This window comes from Streptomyces sp. NPDC001108, from assembly GCF_053598535.1.
In genome coordinates this window covers 243,617-266,009 of sequence record NZ_JBSFKL010000008.1, presented here as the reverse complement: position 1 = coordinate 266,009, position 22,393 = coordinate 243,617, and the positions used below count along the sequence as shown (strand labels likewise).

Annotated in this window: 17 protein-coding genes and 1 pseudogene; 5 read left to right on the top strand and 13 right to left on the bottom strand. The window is 71.4% G+C overall.

Annotated features, from left to right (window positions below):
• Nucleotides 1-53: 53 nt before the first annotated feature.
• From ACWC97_RS20185 to pdxR, 4 genes are all read right to left on the bottom strand, one after another.
• Nucleotides 54-2,723 (bottom strand): DUF6493 family protein, encoded by a 2,670-nt coding sequence (locus tag ACWC97_RS20185; protein WP_450650668.1) that lies wholly within the window; start codon nucleotides 2,721-2,723, stop codon nucleotides 54-56.
• Nucleotides 2,720-4,093, bottom strand: coding sequence for an SWIM zinc finger family protein (locus ACWC97_RS20180; RefSeq protein ID WP_450650666.1), 1,374 nt, complete (start codon nucleotides 4,091-4,093; stop codon nucleotides 2,720-2,722). Before ACWC97_RS20180 ends, ACWC97_RS20185 begins: the two co-directional genes overlap by 4 nt.
• Nucleotides 4,094-4,166: 73 nt before the next feature.
• Entirely contained in the window at nucleotides 4,167-5,747 is a 1,581-nt protein-coding gene (locus ACWC97_RS20175) for an alkaline phosphatase D family protein (RefSeq protein ID WP_450650664.1), read from the bottom strand.
• Nucleotides 5,748-5,839: 92 nt separating this feature from the next.
• On the bottom strand, nucleotides 5,840-7,342 hold the full coding sequence (gene pdxR / locus ACWC97_RS20170; protein ID WP_450650662.1) for a MocR-like pyridoxine biosynthesis transcription factor PdxR: 1,503 nt from the start codon (nucleotides 7,340-7,342) through the stop codon (nucleotides 5,840-5,842).
• Between the two features lie 47 nt (nucleotides 7,343-7,389).
• Between pdxR and ACWC97_RS20165 the strand changes: the two are divergent.
• Nucleotides 7,390-8,238 (top strand): annotated as a pseudogene (locus tag ACWC97_RS20165) (DMT family transporter); the annotation flags it as partial.
• Nucleotides 8,239-8,313: 75 nt separating this feature from the next.
• On the opposite strand, the gene ACWC97_RS20160 reads toward ACWC97_RS20165, so the two are convergent.
• The gene (locus ACWC97_RS20160) at nucleotides 8,314-9,144 is read right to left on the bottom strand and encodes an alpha/beta fold hydrolase (protein ID WP_352274321.1); all 831 of its coding nucleotides are present in this window, start codon (nucleotides 9,142-9,144) and stop codon (nucleotides 8,314-8,316) included.
• Between the two features lie 153 nt (nucleotides 9,145-9,297).
• Between ACWC97_RS20160 and sigJ the strand changes: the two genes are divergently transcribed.
• On the top strand, nucleotides 9,298-10,185 hold the full coding sequence (gene sigJ, locus ACWC97_RS20155) for an RNA polymerase sigma factor SigJ (protein ID WP_352274322.1): 888 nt from the start codon (nucleotides 9,298-9,300) through the stop codon (nucleotides 10,183-10,185).
• 250 nt (nucleotides 10,186-10,435) lie between these two features.
• Nucleotides 10,436-11,203 (top strand): GntR family transcriptional regulator, encoded by a 768-nt coding sequence (locus ACWC97_RS20150; protein WP_450650660.1) that lies wholly within the window; start codon nucleotides 10,436-10,438, stop codon nucleotides 11,201-11,203.
• Between the two features lie 52 nt (nucleotides 11,204-11,255).
• Here the strand turns inward: ACWC97_RS20150 and ACWC97_RS20145 are convergent, their stop codons facing one another.
• The 3 genes from ACWC97_RS20145 to ACWC97_RS20135 all read right to left on the bottom strand — a co-directional run bounded on the left by ACWC97_RS20145 (nucleotide 11,256) and on the right by ACWC97_RS20135 (nucleotide 14,391).
• Nucleotides 11,256-12,413 carry an ROK family protein gene (locus ACWC97_RS20145; RefSeq protein ID WP_352274324.1) on the bottom strand — a complete coding sequence of 386 codons (1,158 nt, stop codon included), beginning with the start codon at nucleotides 12,411-12,413 and terminating at the stop codon, nucleotides 11,256-11,258.
• A 97-nt stretch (nucleotides 12,414-12,510) separates the two neighbouring features.
• Complete coding sequence (locus ACWC97_RS20140) at nucleotides 12,511-13,161, bottom strand: response regulator transcription factor (RefSeq protein WP_352274325.1); 651 nt, start codon at nucleotides 13,159-13,161, stop codon at nucleotides 12,511-12,513.
• 9 nt (nucleotides 13,162-13,170) lie between these two features.
• A complete protein-coding gene (locus ACWC97_RS20135; protein WP_450650657.1) occupies nucleotides 13,171-14,391 on the bottom strand; it encodes a sensor histidine kinase in 1,221 nt (406 codons plus the stop codon).
• 108 nt (nucleotides 14,392-14,499) lie between these two features.
• Here ACWC97_RS20135 and ACWC97_RS20130 point away from each other — a divergent pair, with 108 nt between their 5' ends.
• Nucleotides 14,500-15,438 (top strand): ABC transporter ATP-binding protein, encoded by a 939-nt coding sequence (locus tag ACWC97_RS20130; protein WP_450650655.1) that lies wholly within the window; start codon nucleotides 14,500-14,502, stop codon nucleotides 15,436-15,438.
• 2 nt (nucleotides 15,439-15,440) lie between these two features.
• Nucleotides 15,441-16,178 (top strand): ABC transporter permease, encoded by a 738-nt coding sequence (locus ACWC97_RS20125; RefSeq protein ID WP_450650653.1) that lies wholly within the window; start codon nucleotides 15,441-15,443, stop codon nucleotides 16,176-16,178.
• Nucleotides 16,179-16,323: 145 nt separating this feature from the next.
• Here the strand turns inward: ACWC97_RS20125 and mug are convergent, their stop codons facing one another.
• The 5 genes from mug to ACWC97_RS20100 form a co-directional block, all read right to left on the bottom strand.
• A complete protein-coding gene (gene mug / locus ACWC97_RS20120; RefSeq protein ID WP_352274329.1) occupies nucleotides 16,324-16,887 on the bottom strand; it encodes a G/U mismatch-specific DNA glycosylase in 564 nt (187 codons plus the stop codon).
• Between the two features lie 21 nt (nucleotides 16,888-16,908).
• Nucleotides 16,909-18,351, bottom strand: a complete 1,443-nt coding sequence (gene purB / locus ACWC97_RS20115; protein ID WP_352274330.1) for an adenylosuccinate lyase — start codon at nucleotides 18,349-18,351, stop codon at nucleotides 16,909-16,911.
• Nucleotides 18,352-18,856: 505 nt separating this feature from the next.
• Nucleotides 18,857-19,705 (bottom strand): SGNH/GDSL hydrolase family protein, encoded by an 849-nt coding sequence (locus ACWC97_RS20110; RefSeq protein ID WP_450650651.1) that lies wholly within the window; start codon nucleotides 19,703-19,705, stop codon nucleotides 18,857-18,859.
• Nucleotides 19,706-19,832: 127 nt separating this feature from the next.
• Entirely contained in the window at nucleotides 19,833-20,852 is a 1,020-nt protein-coding gene (locus tag ACWC97_RS20105; protein WP_352274332.1) for a hemolysin family protein, read from the bottom strand.
• Complete coding sequence (locus tag ACWC97_RS20100) at nucleotides 20,849-22,186, bottom strand: hemolysin family protein (protein WP_450650650.1); 1,338 nt, start codon at nucleotides 22,184-22,186, stop codon at nucleotides 20,849-20,851. The genes ACWC97_RS20105 and ACWC97_RS20100 overlap by 4 nt, the downstream gene beginning before the upstream one ends.
• Between the last annotated feature and the right edge of the window lie 207 nt (nucleotides 22,187-22,393).

Below are 22,393 nucleotides of genomic sequence, written 5' to 3'. Positions count from 1 at the left end.
GCCCTTCCGGAGGCCGTTCTCCCGAGGGCCGCCCCTTCCGAGGGACGGGGCCGTCACTTCCCCGCGACACCGGCCTTCCACGCCTCCGCCAGCCGCTTGGCCTGCCGGACCAGCTGCGAGGATCCGCCACGCGCAGCGGTCTCCGCGAGCCCCGGTATGTCTCCGGCCCCCGTCGTACCGCAGTGCTCGACGCACTCCGCCGCCACGCCGAGCAGATCGCCCGCCCCGCGCGGAGCCTTTTCGTGCGCCAGCACCCCGGGCAGCACTCCGATCAGGACGGAGAGCACCGTCCGGTACGCGCCGGTGAGGGCGGCGGTGCGGACGGAGTCCGCGAGACGGTTGGGCTTGATCAGCCCATGGCCGAGCAGGACCGAGATCCGGTCGCCGAGCAGCGCCGCGTCGAGCCGCTGCTGGGTGGCGAGAATCAGCAGGGCGTCCACCGCGGCCAGGCGGTCCTCGGGATACCGGGCACCCAGCTCATAAGCCAGCGTCAGATGAAGGGCCTCGCCCGCCGGGCCGTCGAGCTCGGTGAGCAGTGTCAGCGACCGTATGTCGTTCTCGATCTCCTCCACCACGTCGTTCGCCGCGTGCGGCAGCAGCCAGGCGGCCAGGGTCTCGGCGTCCTCCGGCAGGACGGCGGTCCAGATCTCCTGACGCGCGTCCCAGTGGTAGCACGGGCTGTGCGTCGGGATCCGCGCCTGCCCGAGCCAGTGGAAGGAGCGCGGGAGCACCTCCTTGACGAACGGGCGCTCCTTGGTGGCCAGCAGGATCCGGTGCGACCGCTCGACCGTCTGCCCCCGCCTGACCTTCTTCTCCAGATCGAAACGGTGCACCTCGGCGAGCGGTTCGTCGGCCCGCAGCCAGGCGGCCAGCCGCTCGCCCTCGAGCGTTCCCAGCGACTCGGCCTCCGCCGCTGCCCCGTCCTGCCCACGACGCCGCACCCGCAGCAGGGCCTGGGCGAAGTCGGTCTGGCCGGGCCGCAGGCCGAGCCGCCAGTACTCCCGCAGCCGTTCGACCAGTACCGCGGGGTCCAGCGAGCCGGTGTGCCAGGTCGGGGTCGCCACCAGGAACGGGCGATCACCGGTCAGCACGGCATCGGCGGCATCCCACACCCGGGCCCGCGAAACCCCCTGCAGGGAGTCGTGGACGCAGGACCCCGTACCCGTCCAGGCCGCGAGCTCGTCCGCCACGACCTGGGGTGAGAGATACCCGAGCAGTACGGCCAGGACCGGCTCGATCCCCTCCGCCGCGCGGAACTGCCGTACGGACCAGTGCGGCAGATCGCCCTCCCCCGATCCGCCGGTCATCCACCATTGGCCCGTCAGCGCGTCGCGCAACGCCCCGACCAGTGCCGACCGGTCGGTGTGGGCATGGCGCACCAGGCCGTCCAGTACCCGCTCGAAGACCGGGACCTCCGGCGCGGACGCGCGGCCCAGCACCACCACGTCCTCGACCAGCTCGGGAAGCGACACGGGCGCCGGGTCGAGGCGCCGGGCGACCGGCGCCGGGGGCAGCACCTCCTCGTACTCCTCCGCCTCCGGCTCCCCGACCGCCGAGGTGCCGAACACCTCGGCCACCAGCGCGCGGTGCGCCGGGCCGAGCAGCGATGCCGACAGGGCGAGCTCCTCCCGCACCCCGGCTCCGGCGGCCGGCAGATGACGGCCCACGAGCTTGAGCGCCCGCTCCCGCACATCGATGTCCTCGTGCTCGAAGGCGCCCACCACCACGGGCAGCAGTTCGTCGGCGGCCGACGGATCACGGCGCAGCGCCTTGCCGAGCAGCACGAGCTGGGACCGGACCAGTTTCTTCTCGGTGCGGAACAGCACGGCGCCCGACATCTCCGCCAGCGTCCGCACGGAGAGCCTGCCGCACTCGTCCAGCCGGCCGAGTACCTGCTGGGCATGGGCGGCGACGGTGGACATCGCGTCCGAGGCCATCCCGACCCAGTCCGGGATCCGCTCCGCCTCCTCCTGCTCGGTCAGGGCGAGAAGACGCAGCGTACTGAGGAAGAAGCGCTGCTCACCCGGCTTTCCGCCACGGAGCAGCCGGGTCACGCAGCCGTCGACGAGCGCCGAGCGCTCCAGCAGACCCGCCTCGGGGAGCGAAGCGAGGGTGACGTCCCAGCGGCGCTCGTCATCGGTCTCGTAGGCCCAGAGCATCTGCGGCGGCAGCTCCTGTACCTCGAAGATCCGCGGCAGCAGCACCGGTGCGAACGGGTCGGCCCGGAGCATGTCGATGAACGGCTCCCTCTTCTTCCGCTGCCACTGGTGGGACGACACCGTCTGGAGCCAGCCCCGCACGAAGCCCTCCGTCGTGGGCACCGCGCACTGGGACTTCCGTACCAGCCGGGAGATCAGGTCGTAGGTGATCTCCGCCGTCGTGGGCCGGGCCGCCAGCCGGTGCGCGACATCGCCGAGCCACTCCGGGTCACGGTCCGCCATGGCCGCGACGACCAGGGCGAAGGGAGGGCGGTCCCAGCCCAGCAGGTCCCGGCCCGCGATCCAGGTGGCACAGGCCGCCGCTCCGGTGTGGCAACCCGCACCGGCCACGAGCAGCGGCTTGATGACCTTTCTCTGACTGTCCCAGCTCCAGCCCCGCTTCTCCTTGCGGAGGGCCTTCAACTCGACCAGTGCCGCACGGCGTTGCGCCGTGTCCATCCTGGCCAGCAGAGCCGGCAGCTCGTGTGCGCGCGACTCCCGTACGGCGGTCATCAGCTCGCTCATCGCGCACCTCCGGCCACCAGCGCCCCGCGCCGGACCATCCGGACGGCCAGCGCGTGCTTGCACGGGCCGCGCCGCCCGCGGTAGTCCGCCCACCATGTGCAGGTACAACTCAGCACGCCGTCCTTCTCCCTCACCTGGTACCGATGATCACCCGATGTCACGGCCGCCGTGTCCGCGTCGAGCACCACCGCGCCCGAACCGGCCAGCTGCCGGGCCGCCACGAGACGTGGATTGTGCCGCTCGGCCCGGTCCGCGTCGTACGGCAGCTCCCGGTGGAAGTACGCCGCGTCCGCGAGGTCGTAGCCGACCCGGCCCGCCGTCCCCAGCCGGGTCAGCGCCGCCCGGACCCGTTCCACCGTGAGGCCGGACTGGGCCGCCAGGTCCGCGGTGTCGATCCGGGGCTCCCAGGCCAGCAGCACGGACACCAGCTCGGCGTCGGCCGCCGCGTCGTCGGTGGCCAGCGCCTCCAGCACCCCGCCCTCACCGGAGAACCCGCGCGAGACGTCCGGCGAGAGCGTCAGCGTGAGCCGCATCCCCGGCAGTACGGCCTCCCAGGCGCTCGCGGTCGCGGCCCCGTCGCCGGCCGGCCCGTACACCCGCAGGGAGGTGGCGTGGCGCAGCACCCGCTGCAGTGCGCCCAGCCGCTCGGGCCCCGGCAGGCACACCGCCCCCGCCACCGGCCGGGTCGTCGGCCGGAGCGTCTTTCCAGCGGGCACCACCCACCGGGCCCCGCGCGAGGAACTCCCCGACGAACGGGGCAGCGAGCGCAGGAACCGCACGGCCTCGGCGGCCGGCAGCTCGGCCCGCAGGTCGAACCCGGCGGAGGCCACCTGCGCCTCCGCGAATCCGCGCAGCCACCGGTCGGGCAACGGCACCTTCTTCTCCACGACCGGACCGTCCAGCGTGGTCACGGCCATCTCCTCCGGGCCCACCCGCAGATGCAGCGGATCGTCCCCCGATATCCGCGAAAGCGCCTCCCGCAACGGGTTGTTGACGTCCACATTGGTGGTGCCGTGGTCCGTCCGCCCGCCGTCCAGACCCTGCTGGAGCACATCGAGGCGCGCGTACACGCCGCAGCAGCCGGAGAACGACTCGAAGCGCAGACGGTCCCCGTTGCCCGTCACGACCGGGTCGAGCGAGGACGGCAGCGTGCGCTGGTAGTACCGCGCGGACGCGACGTCCGCCACGGCGAGCAGCCCCCGGGCCGCGATCGCCGGAGAGGTGAGGAAACCGGAGAAGAACCGCGGGTGGGGCTCGGCGCCCCGGGGGGTGAGCCCCCCGGCGGTCTCCAGCCCGAGGAGCGGCCCGGCCTGCGAGGACTCCAGGGCGGACGAGCGTGCGTAGGCCAGTGCCTGAACGGATCGGGTCATGGGAAAACCGTAGAACCCACCACTGACAATCGGCCCCCGGCCGGGGGCCGAACGCCGTTCGTCCGCCGGCGGATCACTGCCCGACGCGCCCCGGCTGCAGCACCTTGGTGAACAGCACGGAACCGCCCTGGGCCCGCAGTCGTACGGTCAACTCACCGCTGCCGCCGTCGATGTCGACCTCGCCGAAGTACTGCGGCGCCTCCATCGGCGACACGTTCGCCCGGTCGGGCGCGCGCACGAACACCCGGTCGGGGCCGAAGGTCGCGTCGAGGTCGTTCGCCTGGAACTGGCCGGCCGCGAGCGGCCCCGAGACGAACTCCCAGAAGGGTGCGAAGTCCTTGAACGCCGCGCGCTCCGGCGCGTAGTGCTGTGCCGAGGTGTAGTGCACGTCGGCCGTCAGCCAGACCGTTCCGGTGATCCGACGGTGCTTGATGAACCGCAGCAGCTCCGCGATCTGCAACTCGCGCCCGAGCGGCTTTCCGGGGTCGCCCTGGGCCACCGCCTCGAAGTCCGTGGCGCCGTCGGTGACCACCAGTCCGAGCGGCATGTCGGCGGCGATCACCTTCCACACCGCGCGGGACCGGGACAGCTCGTTCTTGAGCCACCTGAGCTGCTCCGCGCCCAGGATGCCCGTCGTGTCGTCGGGCTGCCGGCCGGGGGAGTTGGCGTTGCGGAACGAGCGCATGTCGAGGACGAACACGTCGAGCAGCGGACCGTGCCGGACGACCCGGTGCACCCGTCCGTCCCCGGACCGGGAGTGCAGCGTGGACACCGGGAAGTACTCGCGGAAGGCCCGCATCGAACGGGCCGCGAGCACGTCCACGTTCTTCTCGGTGTACCGGGCGTCGTCGAGGATCTGCCCGGGGTACCAGTTGTTGCGCACCTCGTGGTCGTCCCACTGCACGATCGAGGGTACCTGGGAGTTGAACGCGCGCAGATTGTGGTCGAGCAGGTTGTAGCGGAAGTTCCCGCGGTACTCGGCGAGGGTCTCGGCGACCTTGGCCTTCTCCTCGGTGGTGACATTGCGCCAGACCCGTCCGTCGGGCAGTGTCACGCTCGGCTCGATCACCCCGTCCGCGTAGATGTTGTCACCGCTGCAGAGGAAAAAGTCCGGGTCGAGGCGGCGCATCTCGTCGTACACCACATAGCCGCCGATGTCCGGATTGATGCCCCAGCCCTGCCCCGCGATATCCCCCGACCAGAGGAAACGCACCCCGTCCCGGCGTCGGGCGGGCGCCGTCCGGAAGGTCCCGTGCACCGGCTTCCCGGTGCGCCGGGGGTCGTGGGGGTCGGCGAGGGTCACCCGGTAGTGCACCTGCTCGCCCGGCGGCAGCCCGTACAGCGGTGTCGTCCCGGTGAAGTCGGTGCCGGGGCCGACGAGCGGGCCGTGCCAGGTGCGGGAACGCCGGAACGACTCCGTGGCCGAGGTCTCCACGATCATCCGGGCCGGCCGGTCCGACCGCACCCAGACCAGCGCGGACGAGGAGGTGACGTCGCCCACCTGCACACCCCACTCCGCGCGCGGTCGGCCGGACAGCGCGAAGGCGGGGGCGGCGGCGCCCACCGCGGGGAGTGCGAGCGCGGCCGACGCGGCGAGCGAACCACGCAGCACACTGCGACGGGCAGGGGACGGGAACGGGGGGCGGTTCGGCATCGGGGCGCCTTTCGGGCAGCGGTCGGCGGAACGAACGGGTGGCTCGTCGGACGCTCCCACCTTCGTGCCCCTCGGCAGCGGGCACGCCAACCTCAGATGAACTCCCGGCGCCGTCGAGAATCGGCCAGTAGCCGTACCCCTGTCCCGATCTCCTGCGGAGACAGATGGGCGTAGCCGACGACCAGCCGGACGGCCCCGTGCCCGGGCGCCGCGGTGCCGCAGGTACTGAGCGGCCGCAGGGCGATTCCGGCCCCGGACGCCCGCGCCAGGAAGAGCGGCTCGGGCCCGTACCGCTCCGGCAGGTCGACGATGACGTGGAGACCGGCGGCGATCCCGCTGACCTCGGCCCCGGGGAAGTGTTCCGCCAGCGCCGACGTGAGCGCGTCCCGGCGCTCGCGGTAGGCGCGCTGGCAGCGGCGCAACTGCCGGTCGTAGCCGCCCCGGACGATGAAGTCGGCGAGCACCGCCTGGTCGAGGGAGGGGTTGCCCAGGTCCATGGTGCGTTTACGGGCGACGATCTCCTCGGTCATGGCCGCGGGCGCGAGCAGCCAGCCCAGCCGCAGCCCGGGGGCCAGCGATTTACTGACCGATCCGGTGTAGGCGACATGCTCCGGGTCGAGCCCCTGGAGCGCGCCGACGGCCGCCCGGTCGTAGCGGAAGTCGCCGTCGTAGTCGTCCTCGACGATCAGCCCGTCCACCTCGCGGGCCCACTCCAGAAGCCTGCCGCGACGCTGCGCGGAGTAGGCGATTCCGGTGGGGAACTGGTGGGCTGGCGTGGTGACGACCGCGCGTACGCCCGAGTGCACGAGGGGCTCGACCGCGAGCCCCTCGTCGTCGAGCGGCAGGCCGACGGCGGTGATCCCCGCCGACGCGAACAGGTCGGCGTGCTCGGGGCTTCCGGGGTCCTCCACGCCGACGGTCCGTGCACCCCGTCCGTGCAGGACGAACCCCAGCAGGGTCGTCGCCTGGGCCACGCCGGAGCACACCACCAGGCGCTCCGGATCGGCGACCACCCCGCGGCGCCTGGACAACAGGGCCGCCAGGGCGTCCCGAAGCGCCGGCAGACCGCGCGGGTCGGGGTAGCCGAGCGCATCGTGCGGCAACCGGCCGAGCACCGAACGGTGGGCGGCGGCCCAGGCGCCGCGCGGGAACAGCGACAGATCGGGAGTGCCCGGCCGGAAGTCCACGCGTACGCCCGGGGCGCGCGGCGCCAGATCACGTGCCCCGGGCGCCGGGGCACGGACCGCGCCACTCACCCATGTTCCCGCGCCGCGTCCACTGCGCAGATAGCCCTCGGCCGTCAACTGCTCGTACGCCTCGGTCACCAGCCCGCGCGAAACCCGCAGATCAGTGGCGAGCGCACGGCTGGACGGCAGCCGGGTGCCCGGCGCGAGACGGCCGGAACGCACGGCCTCACGCAGGGCCGACTGCAGAGCGCGGCCACGTCGGCGAACCGGTGCGTCGGCGGCCGGAAGCAGCAGCTCCCAGGCGGCGGAACCGAATCCGCCGGCCCGTGTGCCGTCCGTCCGTGGGCCGGTGACGCGTGCACCGGCCGCCTGCGGGCCGGACGCCGAATTGGTCCCCGAAGACGTCATGGAAGTGGACCTTAACCCGGTCCGCCCGGCTGCCTAACGTCGGTCCCATGAACGCCAGCTCACTGCGCGGGGCCCTCCTCGCGGCCCTCGCCTGCGTCCTCGTGGGCGCCTCCTTCACCGCCAACAGCGTCCTCGGCGACTACCCGTACGCGGGCGGCCAGGCGCTGCGCTACGGCTTGGCGGCACTGCTGCTCCTACCGGTCCTGGCCCGCGACGGCGGCCGTCGGCCGACCGCCGTGCTGCGCACCCTCACCCCACGTCAATGGGGACGGCTCGCACTGCTGGCCGCCATCGGGATGGTCGGCTTCAACCTGGCCGTGCTCGGCGCGGAACGGTCGGCGGAACCGGCCGTTCCAGGAGTCTTCGTCGGATGCGCGCCGATCGTCGTCGCCGTACTCGTACCCCTCCTGGACGGGCGTAGGCCCACGCGCACGGTGCTCTGCGCGGCGGGGCTGGTCGCCGCCGGGGCCTTCACCGTCCAGGGGTGGGGCCGCACGGACCTGGCGGGCATCCTCTGCTCGTCCGGAGCGCTGGCGGGCGAGGTCGGCTTCGCCGTCCTGGCGGGGCCGGTGCTGCGTCCGCTCGGGCCACGACTGCTCTCGGCCGTCGTATGCGGCATCGCGGCCGTCGAATCGGCGTTGCTCGGTGTGCTCCTGGACGGCGGTGGAGCGCTGCGCATACCCACCGGAGCCGAGACGGCCGCGCTGTTGTGGCAGGCGGCCGTGGTCACCGTCGTCGGATTCGTCTGCTGGTACACGGGCATGCAGCACATCGGCACCGAGCGCGCGACCCTCTTCTCCGGCCTGATCCCGGTCTCCGCCGCACTCACCGCGCCGGTCGTTGGCACGGGTTCCTACGGTTCCGCCCAGATCTGCGGCAGCCTGCTCGTCGGGCTCGGCGTCGCCCTCGGGGCGGGGACCCTGTCCCGGCGCGCGGCCGCCCGTGGTGCGGATACGCGCATCGGTGCGGATTCAGCGGCTGGTGTCGAGGATGACGCGGGCCACCAGCGCGGGATCGTCGTTCATCGGCACATGGCCGCAGCCGGGCAGGCGGACCAGCCGGGCATCCGGGATGGTGTGCTTCGCCCTGACCCCTTGCCGGCGCAGCAGTATCCGGTCCCGGGTGCCCCAGGCGACGGTCACGGGCAGCCCCGGCACATCACGGGTGAACGCTGTGCTCCGCCCGGCGGCGAGCGTCTGGTCGAATCCGGTGGCCTGCCGCAGGGCGAAGGTCTCCGCGACGACGGCCTCGGGTGAACGGCGGCCGGGCCGCGCGTAGATGCTGCTGGTCAGCGCCGTGCGCCCGGCCGCGCTGCGCGAGAGCCGCTCGATCAGCGGGACCGGCATGGACCGTGCCGCGTGCCTCATGGCCCGCAGCGTGCCGAACGCCAGACGCCGCTCGCCCTCGGTCCAGAATCCGCCGGGCGAGAGTGCGGTCACCGACCGCACCCGCTTCTGCCGCCCGAGCTCCAGCGCCAGCATTCCGCCCAGGGAATTACCCGCCACATGCGGCCGGTCCAGACCGATCTCCGCACAGAACGCGTCGAGTACCGAGACCACGGTCGGCAGGTCGTACGGCAGCCCCTCGGGGAGCTCCGGCGACTCGCCGAAGCCGGGCAGGTCGACGGCTATGACATCCCGCTCCGCGGAGAGCGGGGACAGCACGGGGGTCCACGCCTGGTGATGGTGACCTATGCCATGGAGCAGCAGCAACGGATCGCCGGTACCGGTCCGCTCGTACGCCACGGACACGGTCCGGGGCCCATGGGGCGATTCGACGCTGAACGAGACCGTGCTGGCCATGCTGGGCTCCCGGGGTGATCAGACATGAACGGGCCATGCCCGAAGGCGACTTAGACGTCTCGTCAACAACAATTACCGCCGAGTAGCCCGCAGTTCAAGGGGGGCGGCCGGTTCGTGCTGGACAGGGTGGGGCGGGTGGGCTGGGATGGGGGAGTGACAGCCGACACCGCGACCGATGTCTTCGAGAGCCACCGCCCCGTCCTCACCGGCGTCGCGTATCGCATGCTGGGCCGGATCGCCGATGCCGAGGACGTGGTGCAGGAGGCGTGGCTCCGCTGGTCCTCCGCGCCGCGCGAGGACGTACGCGAGCCGCGGGCCTTCCTGGTGAGGGTCGTCACCCGCCTCGCCGTCGACCGGTTGAGGCAGGCGCGGTCACGCCGTGAGACGTATGTCGGGCCGTGGCTGCCGGAGCCGGTCGTCACCGATTTCGGCCCCGCCGCGCCCGACAGTGCGGAGCGGGTCGTCCTGGCCGACTCCGTGTCGATCGCCGTGCTCGTCGTCCTGGAGTCCCTGTCGCCGCTGGAACGGGCCGTCTTCGTGCTGCGTGAGGCGTTCGGACTCCCGTATGCGGAGATCGCCGACACCCTGGACCGGAGCGAGGCGGCCGTGCGCCAGCTGGCGGGACGCGCGCGGCGCCATGTGGAGGAGCGCAAGCCGCGGTACGACGTCGATCCGGCCCAACGCCGCGACCTCACGGAGCGCTTTCTCGCCGCGGCGGCGGGCGGGGACCTCCAGGAACTGGTGGCGCTCCTCGCGCCCGACGTGCGGCTCGTCGGGGACGGCGGCGGGAAGTCCAAGGCGCCGCTGCGGATCATCGACAGCGCCGACAAGGTCGGCCGCTTCCTGCTCGCGGTCGCCCGCGAGCAGGCCGGACGTCTGGACTCCCGGCTCCTGGAACTCAACGGAGGTCCGGCGCTCCTGGTGCTCGTGGGCGGCGAGGTCGACTCCGTCGTCCAGCTGGACATCAGTGACGGGGCCGTCCAGTGCGTGTACATCGTGCGCAACCCCGACAAGCTCCAGCACTTCTCCGCCCTCCCGTAGCCGTACGCCCCTCGCGTCGCTGCGGACGAAGCCCCATGGCCTCGCCGGCCGTGGGGCTTTGTGCTGCGCGCGTCCCACGGCATCACGAACGTCCTGTGAACGCTCTGCGGCAAGGGTTCGTTCCACTGCGTGACCGACGCAGGATTGGTCTTGACCAAGGGTGTCTACCGTCCTATGGTCTCACCGTTAAGGCAGGAACCTTTAATAAATAACGTCGCGGAATAGCCGCTGGGCGATTGCGGAGGACAGGGTGGGGACCACGCAGCTGGAATCGGTGCAGGAGCCGAAGTACTGGCACCTCAAGACCGTGCTCAGTGAGGCACTCGACTCGGACTTTGCGGTGGGCGAGATCCTGCCCAACGAGCGTGAGCTCGCCGCTCGCTTCGGAGTCGCCCGGGCCACGCTCCGGCAGGCCCTGGAGCAGCTCGAACTCGAAGGAAGGCTCCAGCGCCGCCGCGGCGTCGGGACGACCGTCGCCCCGCCGCGCGTCGGCGTGGCCGTCTCCACGGCCCAGCGGGACTGGACCGGCGATGGCGCCGCGGAGGCATGGCGGCCCGTGGACGCCACGACGGCCCCCGCCCCGCCCGCGGTCGCCTCCGCGCTCGGGGCGGACGCCGCCGAGCCGGTGCACGTCGTACGCAGGATCCGGACGACCCACGGCCAGACGGTCGCGGCGGAGTTCCTCTACGTCCCGGCGTCCTCCGTACCCGAACTCTCCGCGATCGACGCCCCGTCCGGGCCCGCCCGGGCCCGTGCCGTCCTGCGCGAGCTGCACCGTCTCGGCCTCGACGGGCAGGACCGCTCCGTCGAGCTGGGCTCGGCGCGGGCGGACGACGCCAAGGAGCTCGACCGGCTCCCCGGCGCTCCCGTGCTGGTCGTCACCACCCGCTACCTGGTGGCGGGCGGCACCGCCGCGCTCTCCGTCGCCACGTACCGGGCCGACACCTGCCGGCTCACCTTCGGCGACGCGGGCGATGTCGAGATCAGCCACCACGGCCCGGAGCGCCAGGCCTCCTGAGCCGCTCCGGACATACGGCAGGAGCGGCCGGAACAGTGACGGCCCGTCGCCCTCAGCGGCGGGCCGTCACCGTTCCCTCCACCGCGAACAACTGCTCCTCCACATGGTCGAGAGCCAGCCGCAGCGCGCCGGTGGCCACGGCCGCCTCACCGAGCATCGACAAGGCGACCCGTGGCGGCCGGAGACAGTAGCGGGCCAGCTCACTGCGGAGGGGATCGAGCAGGTCGTCGAGGCCGGTGGCCCAGCCGCCCACCACGACGAGCTCGGGATCCAGCGCCAGGACCAAGGCGGCGACATCGTGCACCAGCCGCTGGATGAACCGCTCGACCGCCGCCCGGGCCCGGTCGTCTCCTTGCCGGGCCTGCGCGAACACATGGGCCACGGCCGGCTCGTCCAACGGGTCCAGCGGAGTGTCCGTCGTGGACAGCAGCCGCTCCGGAGTCGCCTCCCGCCCGAGCAGATGCAGTGCTCCGATCTCGCCCGCCGCACCGCCGAAACCGCGATGCAGCCGTCCGCCGATCAACGATCCGGCCCCGGGGCTCAGCCCCGCCAGGACGAACACGACGTCGTCGGACTCGGTGGCCACACCCTTCCAGTGCTCCGCGACCGCCGCCGCGTTGGCGTCGTTCTCCACCAGGACGGGGCAGCGGAAGGAACGTCTCAGCCGCTCTCCCAGCGCCAGCCCCGTCCAGCCCGGCAGCGCGGTGCCCAGCCGCACCGTCCCGTCCGCCTCCACGATGCCGGGGCTGCCCACGCCCACCGCCCGCAGACTGCTGCGGGCCACCCCCGTTCGCCGCAGCACGTCGGCCACCACGGCCCTGACCTTGTCGAGCCGGTCGTCGGCGGAGGCAGTCTCCGACACCTCACGGGCGCCCGCACCGATGATCCGGCCGTCCAGCCCCGAGAGCAGCGCCGAGACACGGTGCGGACCGATCTCGACACCGAGCAGATGGCCGGCCTCGGCACGGAACCGGAACCGGCGCGCCGGTCGTCCCTGACGTCGGGCCTCGCCGCCGTCGGGCAGCGACTCGACGACCAGCCCTGCCTCGAAGAGCCCCTCCACGACTCCCTCGACCGTGGGCCGGGACAGGCCGGTGATCCTGGTCAGGTCCGTCAGAGTGGGGGAGTCGGCTCCACGCAGCGCGTGCAGCACCACTGCGGAATTGATGCGTCGCAACAGTGACGGATCTCCGCCGGTCAGCCGGCCCACAGTGTGTCCTCCCAGCTCAAGCGAATGTCAGGCGGATGGTACTCGCTACCCGGGCGCCGGGCGACCACGGGACGCGACGGCCTTCGGGGCGGCTACCTCAGCCCGGGGCGACGAACCCGGATTCGTACGCCGCGATCACCGCCTGGGTCCGGTCCCGCGCGCCCAACTTGGCCAGTACGGAACTGACATGGGTCTTCACCGTCTCGACACCGACCACGAGCCCGGCGGCGATCTCGGCGTTCGACAGGCCACGGGCCATCAGCCGGAGCACCGCGGATTCCCGCTCGGTGAGAGCCGCCCGCTCCATGGCGGCGCGCGCCTTGCTGCTCCCGTACTCGGTGGCCAGTTGCCGGACCGCCGCGGGGAAGAGCAGGGACTCGCCCTCGGCGACCAGGCGCACCGCGTTCACGATCTCGGTCGGCCGGGCCCGCTTGATCAGGAAGCCGTCCGCACCGGCCCGCAACGCCTCATAGACGTACTCGTCGTTCTCGAAGGTCGTCACCACCAGGATCTTCGGCGGGTCCGGCACCGTCCGCAGCATCGTGCGGGTGGCTTCGATCCCGTCCATCAGTGGCATCCTGACATCCATGGCCACCACATCGGGACGCAACTGACGCACCAGCGGGATCACAGCGGCTCCGTCACCGGCCTCGCCCACGACCTCGATATCGGGCTGAGCATCGAGAATCGCGCGCAACCCCGCGCGGACGAGGGGCTCGTCGTCTACCAGAAGTACGCTGACCGCCATTGGCACAGCCTAAGGGCTGTCCAGACGGTTCCTGCGGGCGCTCGGGGACGGCGGAGTGATCCGCACTCCGTCCAACGGAAGGACCACGTGGACCCGCCATTCCTTCTCGTGCGGGCCCGCCACGGCTCTTCCGCCGAGCAGCGCCGCCCGTTCCCGGATACCACGCAGCCCGCTTCCGCCGCCCGGGGCTACGGAAGAGTCCGTGAGCGGATTGGTGATCTCCAACTCCAGGCGCCCCTCGGCGACGGCGATTCGTACACGGACGGGGACGGCTCCCGAGTGCCTCAGCACATTGGTGAGCGCCTCCTGAAGAATGCGGTACCCCTCGCGGGAGACCGCACCAGGAACCTGCCCCAGAGGACCGGACACGTCCGCGTCGACCTCAGCCCCCGAGCCGCGCGCGGATTCCAGGAGCCGGTCCGATTCCGCGAGCGTCGGTCTCTGCCCCACCGGCGCCTCCGGCTCCCGCAGGATCCGTAGGACCCGCTCCAGATCGTCGAGCGCGTCCCGGCCGGTCTCCTCGATCGCGGCGAGGGCGCGCTCGGTGAACGCCGGATCCCGTGCCGCACGAGCCGCTCCGGCCTGCACCACCGCCACCGTCAGCGCGTGGCCGATCGAGTCGTGCAACTCGCGTGCGATGCGATTGCGCTCCAGCAACTGCTCCGTGCGCTCCTCCAGCTCCGTCAGCCGCTGCGTCGGTGAGGGACCGAGAAGCCACCGGGCGATCGCGGTGATCAGATGGCCGCTCAGCACAACGACGGGAAACAGCAGGAGAAGGGAGAGCGGCGCGAGCAGGCCGAGCCACCAGTGAGACTCCCACCCCCGGGCGAGCCAGTCGTCGCTCGGGTTCTTTCCGAGCGAAGCGAGAAACAGGTCCACCGCGGTCGCCGACAGCCACACCGTGACGTACCAGACCGGAGCCGCGAGTATCAGGCGCGCCTCCAACCACAGCACCGTTCGCCAGCGGTCGCCCCAGGTGGACGCCGAGGTCGCGGATACGGAGGGATCGGGTCTGCCACGGTCCTCCGGAACGAGCAGCAACTGCGCCTGCACTCCCTCGGCGAGCCGCATCCCGGGCAACAACCCGACCGGTATCGCGAAGAGGACCGGCACCCACGGCGAGTCCGGCGAGATGAAGATCCACACGCTGTAGCCCGCACCCGGGATGAGCAGATGAAGCCATCGGGTGTAGGTGACGGACGAGGCGAGCGGTCGCAGGAGGTGGAACATGCGGTCATCGTGCCAGTCCGCCGGGTCGCAGCGGCTCCCCCGCGAGAGGGAGGAGAACCCCACGCGCGAGTGAGGCGAGCAACGGGGCACCGGCGCGAGGCTGAGGACATGACCAGCATCGACGTCCAGACCCTCACCAAACTGTACGGAAACAAACGTGCCGTGGACGACCTCACGTTCAGTGTGCGCCCGGGGCGCATCACGGGATTCCTCGGTCCCAACGGGGCCGGCAAGTCCACGACCATGCGACTCGTTCTCGGTCTCGACAGGCCCACCCGGGGCAGTGCGACGATCGGCGGCCGACGGTATGCCGAGCTCACCGAACCTCTGCGTCGGGTAGGCGCCCTGCTCGACGCCCAGGCCGCCCACGGCTCGCGCACCGCACGGAATCACCTTTCGGCACTCGCGGTCAGTAACCGGATCGGTGCCCGGAGAGTGGAGGAGGTGCTGGAGGAGGCCGGCCTCGCACAGGTCGGCGGCGCCCGCATCAAGACCTTCTCGCTCGGAATGCGTCAGCGGCTGGGCATCGCGGCCGCCCTGCTGGGAGACCCGGAGATAGTGATGCTGGACGAGCCGTCGAACGGTCTCGACCCGGAAGGCATCATCTGGATCCGCGAGCTCATGAAGCGCTTGGCCCGTGAAGGGCGCACCGTCCTGGTGTCGAGCCACTTGATGAACGAGACCTCGTCGTTCGCCGACCACCTGGTGATTCTCGGCCAGGGGCGGCTGCTGGCGGACCTGCCCATGCAGGAGTTCCTGGAATCCCGCAGCAGTCCCAGGACCCGCGTGCGAACGACCGAGCCGACACGGCTGCGCGACCTTCTGGCTCGCAGGGGCCACACCCCGACGCAGGGCGACGACGGCCGTTTGACCATCGAAGGGGTGAAAGCGGAAGAGATAGGGGCGATAGCCGCTGCCGCAGGTATTCCGGTTCTGGAACTCGCGGACGAGCGAACCACATTGGAACAGGCATATCTCGACCTCACCACCAGCACCGCGGAATTCGCGTCCGCGCCGATCCGATCCGACCCTCAGCAGGAGGCCTGAACATGTCGACCACAGCAGTGCTGCGCTCCGAGTGGATCAAGGTGAGATCGCTCCGGTCCACATCGGGGTCATTGATAGCGGTCCTGGCCGTGACGCTCGCCGTCACCTTGCTGGTCTTCCCGACCGTCGGCCAGGCGGAGGCGGACAACGCGGGGGCCGACCCCGTCTTCGGTGCCTTCTACGCGCTGAACTTCGGCCAGCTCGCCGCCATCAGTTTCGGAGCGACCGCGCTGTCCTGCGAATTCCTCAATGGCGCGCTGCGGATATCGCTCGCCGCCGTACCGCACAGAAACCTCTTCTACACCGCGAAGGTCGCGGTCGTCGGAGCGGCGGCGGGTGCCGTCGGCCTGGTCACGAGCTTCACCACCTTCCTGGTGGGTCAGCTGTTCATGGGTGAGTACGCGATCGGCCTGGGAGATCCGGGCGCACTGCGGGCAGCGTTCGGGGGAGGGATCTACCTGGCTCTGATGGCACTGTTCGCGGCCGGTCTCACCGCGTTGCTGCGCAGCGCGGTGACCGTCCTCGGCCTGCTCATCCCGTTCGTGCTCATCGTGCCGTTCGTCATCGGTGATGTCGCGGCCGGTGCCGCGGACTATCTGCCGGACCGCGCGGGCCAGCTGGTGCTCCACCAGACCCCGCAGGGAAGTCTCGGGCCATGGAGCGGGCTCGCGGTGACGGCGGCGTGGGCGCTGGCCGCCGTGCTGGCCGGCTGGTGGGCGGTACGACGCAGGGACGCGTAGTTCCCCTCAACTGTGGGGCCTGCGCCGCCCCACGACGAATGAAGCCCTCCGGGGCCAGGTGCGAGGAGCGGGATCCATGGGACGGAGCCAATGACTGATCCCCGAGGGAAGAGAGGCGGAATCCGAGGGATCGCCGACAGACATGTCAGGGAGCTTCGGGGGTGAAGGCGGTGGCCTCGTCGACGCGGGCGAGGAGACGGCCGTACTCCTCCGCCATCGATTGAACGGTCCAGTGGGCGTTGAGCCCGCTGGGGTTGGGCAGGGCCCAGACCTGCGCGCCGCCAATCGTGTGGTCCTGCGGACCGATCCGCGCGGTGCGCCTGCCGAAGGCTGTGCGGTAGGCCGTGACGCCCACGATCGCCAGCCACTGCGGCCGCAGGGTCTCGACCTTGGCCCGGAGGATCTGCCCGCCCTCCCGGTACTCCTCGGCGGACAGTTCGTCCGCACGAGCGGTGGCCCGGGCGACCACATTGGTGATGCCGAGACCGTAGCGCAGCAGTTCGTTCTGCTCAGCTGGATCCAACTGGTGAGGGGTGAAGCCGGACCGATGGAGAACAGGCCAGAAGCGGTTGCCGGGGTGGGCGAAGTGGTGGCCCGTCGCCCCCGTCATGAGGCTGGGATTGATTCCGCAGAACAGTACACGAAGCCCGCCCGTGACCACGTCGGGAACGGTGCGGTCACGGGCGGCCTGGAGCTCTTCGGGCGTCATCCGGCAGGAAGGCCGAGGCCGTCAGAGGATGGAGCCCGGGGCGTACGCGGCGGCCTCGGGGTGCTGCTTGACGATCTCCTCGATGCGAGAGACCACCGAACCGACCTGATCACCGGCCGCACCGGTGAAGGAGAGCTTGTCGGCCATCAGCGCGTCGAGCTGTTCCCTGTCCAGAGGGATGCGCTCGTCGGCGGCCAGCTTGTCGAGCAGCTCGTTGCGCTCGGCACCCTGCTCGCGCATGGCCAGGGCCGAGGCGACCGCGTTCTCCTTGATCGCTTCGTGGGCGACCTCGCGGCCGACACCCGCACGCACCGCGCCCATGAGGACCTTGGTCGTGGCAAGGAACGGAAGGTAACGGTCCAGCTCACGGGCGACGACGGCAGGAAACGCACCGAACTCGTCGAGCACCGTCAGGAACGTCTCCACCAGACCGTCGAAGGCGAAGAAAGCGTCCGGAAGGGCCACCCGGCGGACCACGGAGCAGGACACGTCGCCCTCGTTCCACTGGTCGCCGGCCAGTTCGCCGGTCATCGACGCATAGCCGCGGAGGATCACCATGAGGCCGTTGACGCGCTCGCAGGACCGGGTGTTCATCTTGTGCGGCATCGCCGACGAGCCGACCTGGCCCGGCTTGAAGCCCTCGGTCACCAGCTCGTGTCCGGCCATCAGCCGGATTGTCTTGGCGACCGAGGAAGGAGCGGCGGCCAGCTGGACCAGCGCGGTCACCACGTCGTAGTCGAGGGAACGGGGGTAGACCTGGCCGACCGAGGTGAAGGCCTGGGAGAATCCGAGGTGCGCCGCGATGCGCTGTTCCAGGTCGGCGAGCTTTCCGGCGTCACCGCCCAGCAGGTCCAGCATGTCCTGCGCCGTGCCCACGGGGCCCTTGATTCCCCGCAGCGGGTAGCGGGTCAGCAGGTCCTCCAGGCGTCCGTACGCCACCAGGAGCTCGTCGGCGGCGGTCGCGAAGCGCTTGCCGAGGGTGGTCGCCTGAGCGGCGACGTTGTGGGAGCGACCGGCCATGACCAGTTCGCGGTACTCGCCCGCCAGCTTCCCGAGCCTGGCCAGGACCGCCACCGTACGGTCCCGCATCAGTTCGAGGGAGAGCCTGATCTGGAGCTGTTCGACGTTCTCGGTGAGGTCCCGAGAGGTCATGCCCTTGTGGACCTGCTCATGGCCGGCGAGGGCGTTGAACTCCTCGATCCGGGCCTTGACGTCGTGCCGGGTGACCTTCTCCCGTTCGGCGATCGAGGCGAGATCGACCTGGTCGAGGACCCGCTCGTAGTCGGCCAGCGCGTCGTCCGGCACCTCGATCCCGAGGTCCTTCTGAGCGCGCAGTACCGCCAGCCACAGCTGGCGCTCCAGCTTCACCTTCTGCTCGGGGGACCAGAGAACGGCCAGCTCCGTGGAGGCATAGCGGCCGGCCAGGACATTGGGGATGCGAGGCTTCGCAGACACAGCAGTCACGTGTCGGGAGTTTACCCGCCGCCCTCAGCGGCTCCTGAGCGCCCACGGACCTTCTTGGTCACCTACCCAACTCGCAAGACGCAGGTCGGAGAGGCTGGGCGACCGCCTCGCACCCTTTGGGCGGCACCCGCGTAAGGCGCATGACCCCGGTCCGATGGTTCCGGTACGGCCGGGCCCGAGAAGAAGTCCCTCGATCCAGGGAGCCGAACCGATGCGGGACCGTGATCTGACCACCGCGCCGAGGGCCACTCCTCGGCCGTCCTCGAAGGGCCTGCCACGCCCGCGTCGGCCACGAAGCGGTGTCCGTCCGTTCCGGCCGGTGATGGTGGTGGCACAGCCGGTGACGGGCTCGGAGGTGGTCCGGGTTCGGCGGTCCCGGCCGGTGGGGACCATGATCCGTCGGCTCGCCCCGGCGTGGGCGAGGTGGAGGGAGACGGTACGTCGCACGGATCTTTTGTGGCGAGGCCGCGCCGGACACCGGGCGGCCGCTCCCGGGCACGAGTCGTTACGCGGGCGGGGCCGGGTCGACCCGGTGCCAGGTCGCGACCGGGCCGGGGGGCCGGTCGTTCCCGGGGGTGACCCAGAACGCCCCGCCCAGCTCGGAGCTGTACTGGGCGCCCGTACGCCCGTCCCCGGAGGACCGGCCGGTCAGCCGACGTCCGATCCACGGGAGGAGGTGCTCACGGGCGAAGCGGGCGTCCTCGACCCGCCGGGCAGCCCATGCGGGCGGCACGGAGGGCGGCAGCGGCGTCCGCCAGTCGTTCCGGGGCGGCAGCCCGAGCGTCTGCCAGACCGCCTCGGCCACCCGGTCGTGACCGTCGGCCGTCAGATGGAGCCGGTCGACGTCCCACAGCCGGGGGTCGCCCAGTACCGGTGCCCCGTACAGGTCGACGACCACCGCCCCGTGCCGGGCCGCCAAGTCGTCGACCAGGGAGAAGAGCTCCTCCATCCGCGGACGGAACCGCTCCAGCACCGGGCCTGCGCGCCCCGGGCTCCGCATGAGCACCAGCGTCCCGCACGAGGGCGCGAGCCGTTCCACCGCTTCCTCGAGACGTCCGCGGACCATCCCCATGTCGCACTTGGGGCGCAGCGTGTCGTTGAGCCCGCCGACGAGCGTGACGACATCGGCGTGCATGGCCGCGGCCGCGTCGACCTGTTCGTCGACGATCTGGCCGATCAGCTTGCCGCGCACCGCGAGATTCGCGTAGCGGAACCCCGGTGTGCGGGCGGCGAGCCGTCCGGCGAGTACATCGGCCCATCCGCGGTACGACCCGTCGGGCAACAGGTCCGACATGCCCTCGGTGAACGAGTCGCCGACCGCGACAAGACTGGTGTAGGAGGCATTCGTTTCCATGGCGGAGCGATGGTATCGCGGTGGGCCGGCCCCCTCCGGGGCCCGTGGCCGCCCGAGGGACGAAGGGCGCGGCCGGACCCGTGTCCGGGCCGCGCCCCGTACTCCGTCAGCGGGCCCCGCTCCTTCGTCAGGCGGCCTTCGGGCGCCCCACCAGCTCGCGCAGGACATCCTCCATGGTGACCATCCCGGCCGGCCGGCCGTCCTCGTCGAGCACCGCCGCCAGGTGCGTACGGCTGCGCCGCAGCGCGGTCAGGGCGTCGTCGAGCGGTGTGTCCGCCCGGACCCGGGCGATGGGCCGCATCGCGGTCACCGGGAAGGGCACGTCGCGAGGTGCGGCGTCGAGGGCGTCCTTCACATGGAGATAGCCGAGTATCCGCCCTTCCCCGTCCATCACGGGGAAGCGGGAGAAGCCGGTCTCGTACGAGAGCCGCTCCAACTGCTCGGGAGTGGTCCCGATCCTGGCGTACGTGACCCGGTCCACCGGCATCGCCACCTCCCGCACCGGACGGCTGCCCAGTTCGAGGGCGTGGCGCAGCCGCTCGGCCGAGCGGTCGTCGACGAGCCCGGCATCGCCCGCGTCGGTCACCAGCCGGGCCAGTTCGTCGTCGGAGAACGTGGCGGACACCTCGTTCTTCGTCTCGACCCGGAGGAGCTTGAGCAGGGTGTTGGCGAAGGCGTTGATCGCGAAGATCACCGGCCGCAGCGCCTTGGCCAGGGCCACGAGCGGCGGTCCGAGCAGCAGTGCGGCGCGGACCGGTTCGGCGAGCGCGATGTTCTTCGGCACCATCTCACCGAGGAGCATGTGCAGATATGTCGCCACGGTCAGCGCGATCACGAACGAGATGGGATGGATCAGTCCGTCCGGCATCCCCACCGCGTGGAAGACGGGCTCCAGCAGATGCGCGATGGCGGGCTCGGCGACGATACCGAGGACGAGCGTGCAGAGCGTGATGCCGAGCTGTGCCGCCGCGAGCAGCGCCGATACGTGCTCGAGGCCCCAGATCACGCTGCGCGCACGCCGGTTCCCGGCCTCGGCGGCGGGTTCGATCTGGCTGCGGCGTACGGAGATCAGGGCGAACTCCGCCCCGACGAAGAAGGCGTTGACGACCAGAGTCAGCAGCCCGATGAGAAGTTGGACGGCGATCATCGTGCGTCCTCCGTCCGCTCGTCGTCACCGGGGAGCGGCGCGTGCAGCAGGGCGCGCGCGGCACGGCGCCCGGACGCGTCGACCACGTCGATCCGCCATCCCGCCAGCTCCACGGTGTCACCCACGGCGGGGATCCGGCCGACCTCGGTGGCGACGAGTCCGGCGAGCGTCTCGTACGGTCCGTCCGGCACCCGCAGTCCGATCGTCTTCAGCTGGTCGACGCGGGCGGCGCCGTCGGCCGACCACAGGGGCCGTCCGTCGGTGTCCTCGCCCGCCGGTACGAGGTCCGCGGTCTCGTGCGGATCGTGTTCGTCGCGCACCTCGCCGACGACCTCCTCGACTATGTCCTCCAGTGTCACGACCCCGGCGGTTCCGCCGTACTCGTCGATGACGACGGCCATGGCGAGCTGGCCGGACAGCCGGTCCAGGAGCCGGTCCACGGTGAGGGTCTCCGGTACGAGCAGGGGGGCGCGGAGCATCTCCGAGACACGGATACGGGGACGCTGCTCGGCGGGGATCGCGAGCACGTCCTTGATGTGCGCCACTCCGACGACGGTGTCCAGATTGCCGAGGTACACGGGGAAACGGGACAGGCCCGTCGCCCGGGTCGCGTTCGCGACGTCCTCGGCGGTGGCCTCCGCCTCCAGGGCGGTGACCTGGACCCGGGGCGTCATCACGTTCTCCGCCGTCAGCTCCGAGAGGTTCAGGGTGCGGACGAACAGCTCCGCCGTGTCCGCCTCCAGCGCGCCCTCCTTCGCGCTGTGCCGGGCCAGTGCCGCCAGCTCCTGCGGGCTGCGCGCGGAGGCCAGCTCCTCGGCCGGCTCCAGGCCCATACGGCGCAGGATCCGGTTGGCGGTGTTGTTGAGGTGGCTGATGAAGGGACGGAAGACCGCGGTGAAGATCCGCTGCGGGGTGGCCACGGCCTTCGCCACGGCGAGGGGGGAGGAGATCGCCCAGTTCTTCGGGACGAGCTCGCCCACGATCATCAGGAACACGGTGGACAGCGCCGTGCCCAGGACGAGAGCGACCGACGAGGCCACGCTCGGGGAGAGGCCGACCGCCTCCACCGGGCCGCGGATGAGCTTGGCGATGGACGGCTCGGAGAGCATGCCGACCACGAGGTTGGTGACGGTGATGCCGAGCTGTGCGCCGGAGAGCTGGAAGGTGAGGCTGCGTACGGCCTTCATGGCGCCGACGGCGCCCCGTTCGCCGCGCTCCACGGCCCGTTCCAGCTGGCCCCGCTCGACGGTCGTCAGCGAGAACTCGGCCGCGACGAAGGCGCCGCAGGCCAGGGAGAGCAGTACGGCCACGAGCAGCAGGAGCACTTCGGTCATCGGTTCACCTCCGTCCCATGATCGGGCAGGGGGAGAAGGATCGCTCGGTACCGGTCGTGTCGACTGGGAGGCTCGCCCATGGGCGGACGCTCACACCTTTCGGAAGGATGCGGACAGTGGAACAACCATAGTAAAGGATCGGCAAAGTCGGCTGATCGTTCCGGTGGGCCGCCCGGTTCGGCGCTGTCGCGGCCGGTGGTCGCCGGT

Excerpts from the sequence above, each read along its gene's own strand:
- ACWC97_RS20185 (WP_450650668.1), bottom strand. The coding sequence starts at position 2,723 with ATGAGCGAGCTGATGACCGCCGTACGGGAGTCGCGCGCACACGAGCTG.
- ACWC97_RS20180 (WP_450650666.1), bottom strand. The coding sequence starts at position 4,093 with ATGACCCGATCCGTTCAGGCACTGGCCTACGCACGCTCGTCCGCCCTG.
- ACWC97_RS20175 (WP_450650664.1), bottom strand. The coding sequence starts at position 5,747 with ATGCCGAACCGCCCCCCGTTCCCGTCCCCTGCCCGTCGCAGTGTGCTG.
- pdxR (WP_450650662.1), bottom strand. The coding sequence starts at position 7,342 with ATGACGTCTTCGGGGACCAATTCGGCGTCCGGCCCGCAGGCGGCCGGT.
- ACWC97_RS20160 (WP_352274321.1), bottom strand. The coding sequence starts at position 9,144 with ATGGCCAGCACGGTCTCGTTCAGCGTCGAATCGCCCCATGGGCCCCGG.
- ACWC97_RS20140 (WP_352274325.1), bottom strand. The coding sequence starts at position 13,161 with ATGGCGGTCAGCGTACTTCTGGTAGACGACGAGCCCCTCGTCCGCGCG.
- ACWC97_RS20135 (WP_450650657.1), bottom strand. The coding sequence starts at position 14,391 with ATGTTCCACCTCCTGCGACCGCTCGCCTCGTCCGTCACCTACACCCGA.
- ACWC97_RS20130 (WP_450650655.1), top strand. The coding sequence starts at position 14,500 with ATGACCAGCATCGACGTCCAGACCCTCACCAAACTGTACGGAAACAAA.
- ACWC97_RS20125 (WP_450650653.1), top strand. The coding sequence starts at position 15,441 with ATGTCGACCACAGCAGTGCTGCGCTCCGAGTGGATCAAGGTGAGATCG.
- mug (WP_352274329.1), bottom strand. The coding sequence starts at position 16,887 with ATGACGCCCGAAGAGCTCCAGGCCGCCCGTGACCGCACCGTTCCCGAC.
- ACWC97_RS20110 (WP_450650651.1), bottom strand. The coding sequence starts at position 19,705 with ATGGAAACGAATGCCTCCTACACCAGTCTTGTCGCGGTCGGCGACTCG.
- ACWC97_RS20105 (WP_352274332.1), bottom strand. The coding sequence starts at position 20,852 with ATGATCGCCGTCCAACTTCTCATCGGGCTGCTGACTCTGGTCGTCAAC.
- ACWC97_RS20100 (WP_450650650.1), bottom strand. The coding sequence starts at position 22,186 with ATGACCGAAGTGCTCCTGCTGCTCGTGGCCGTACTGCTCTCCCTGGCC.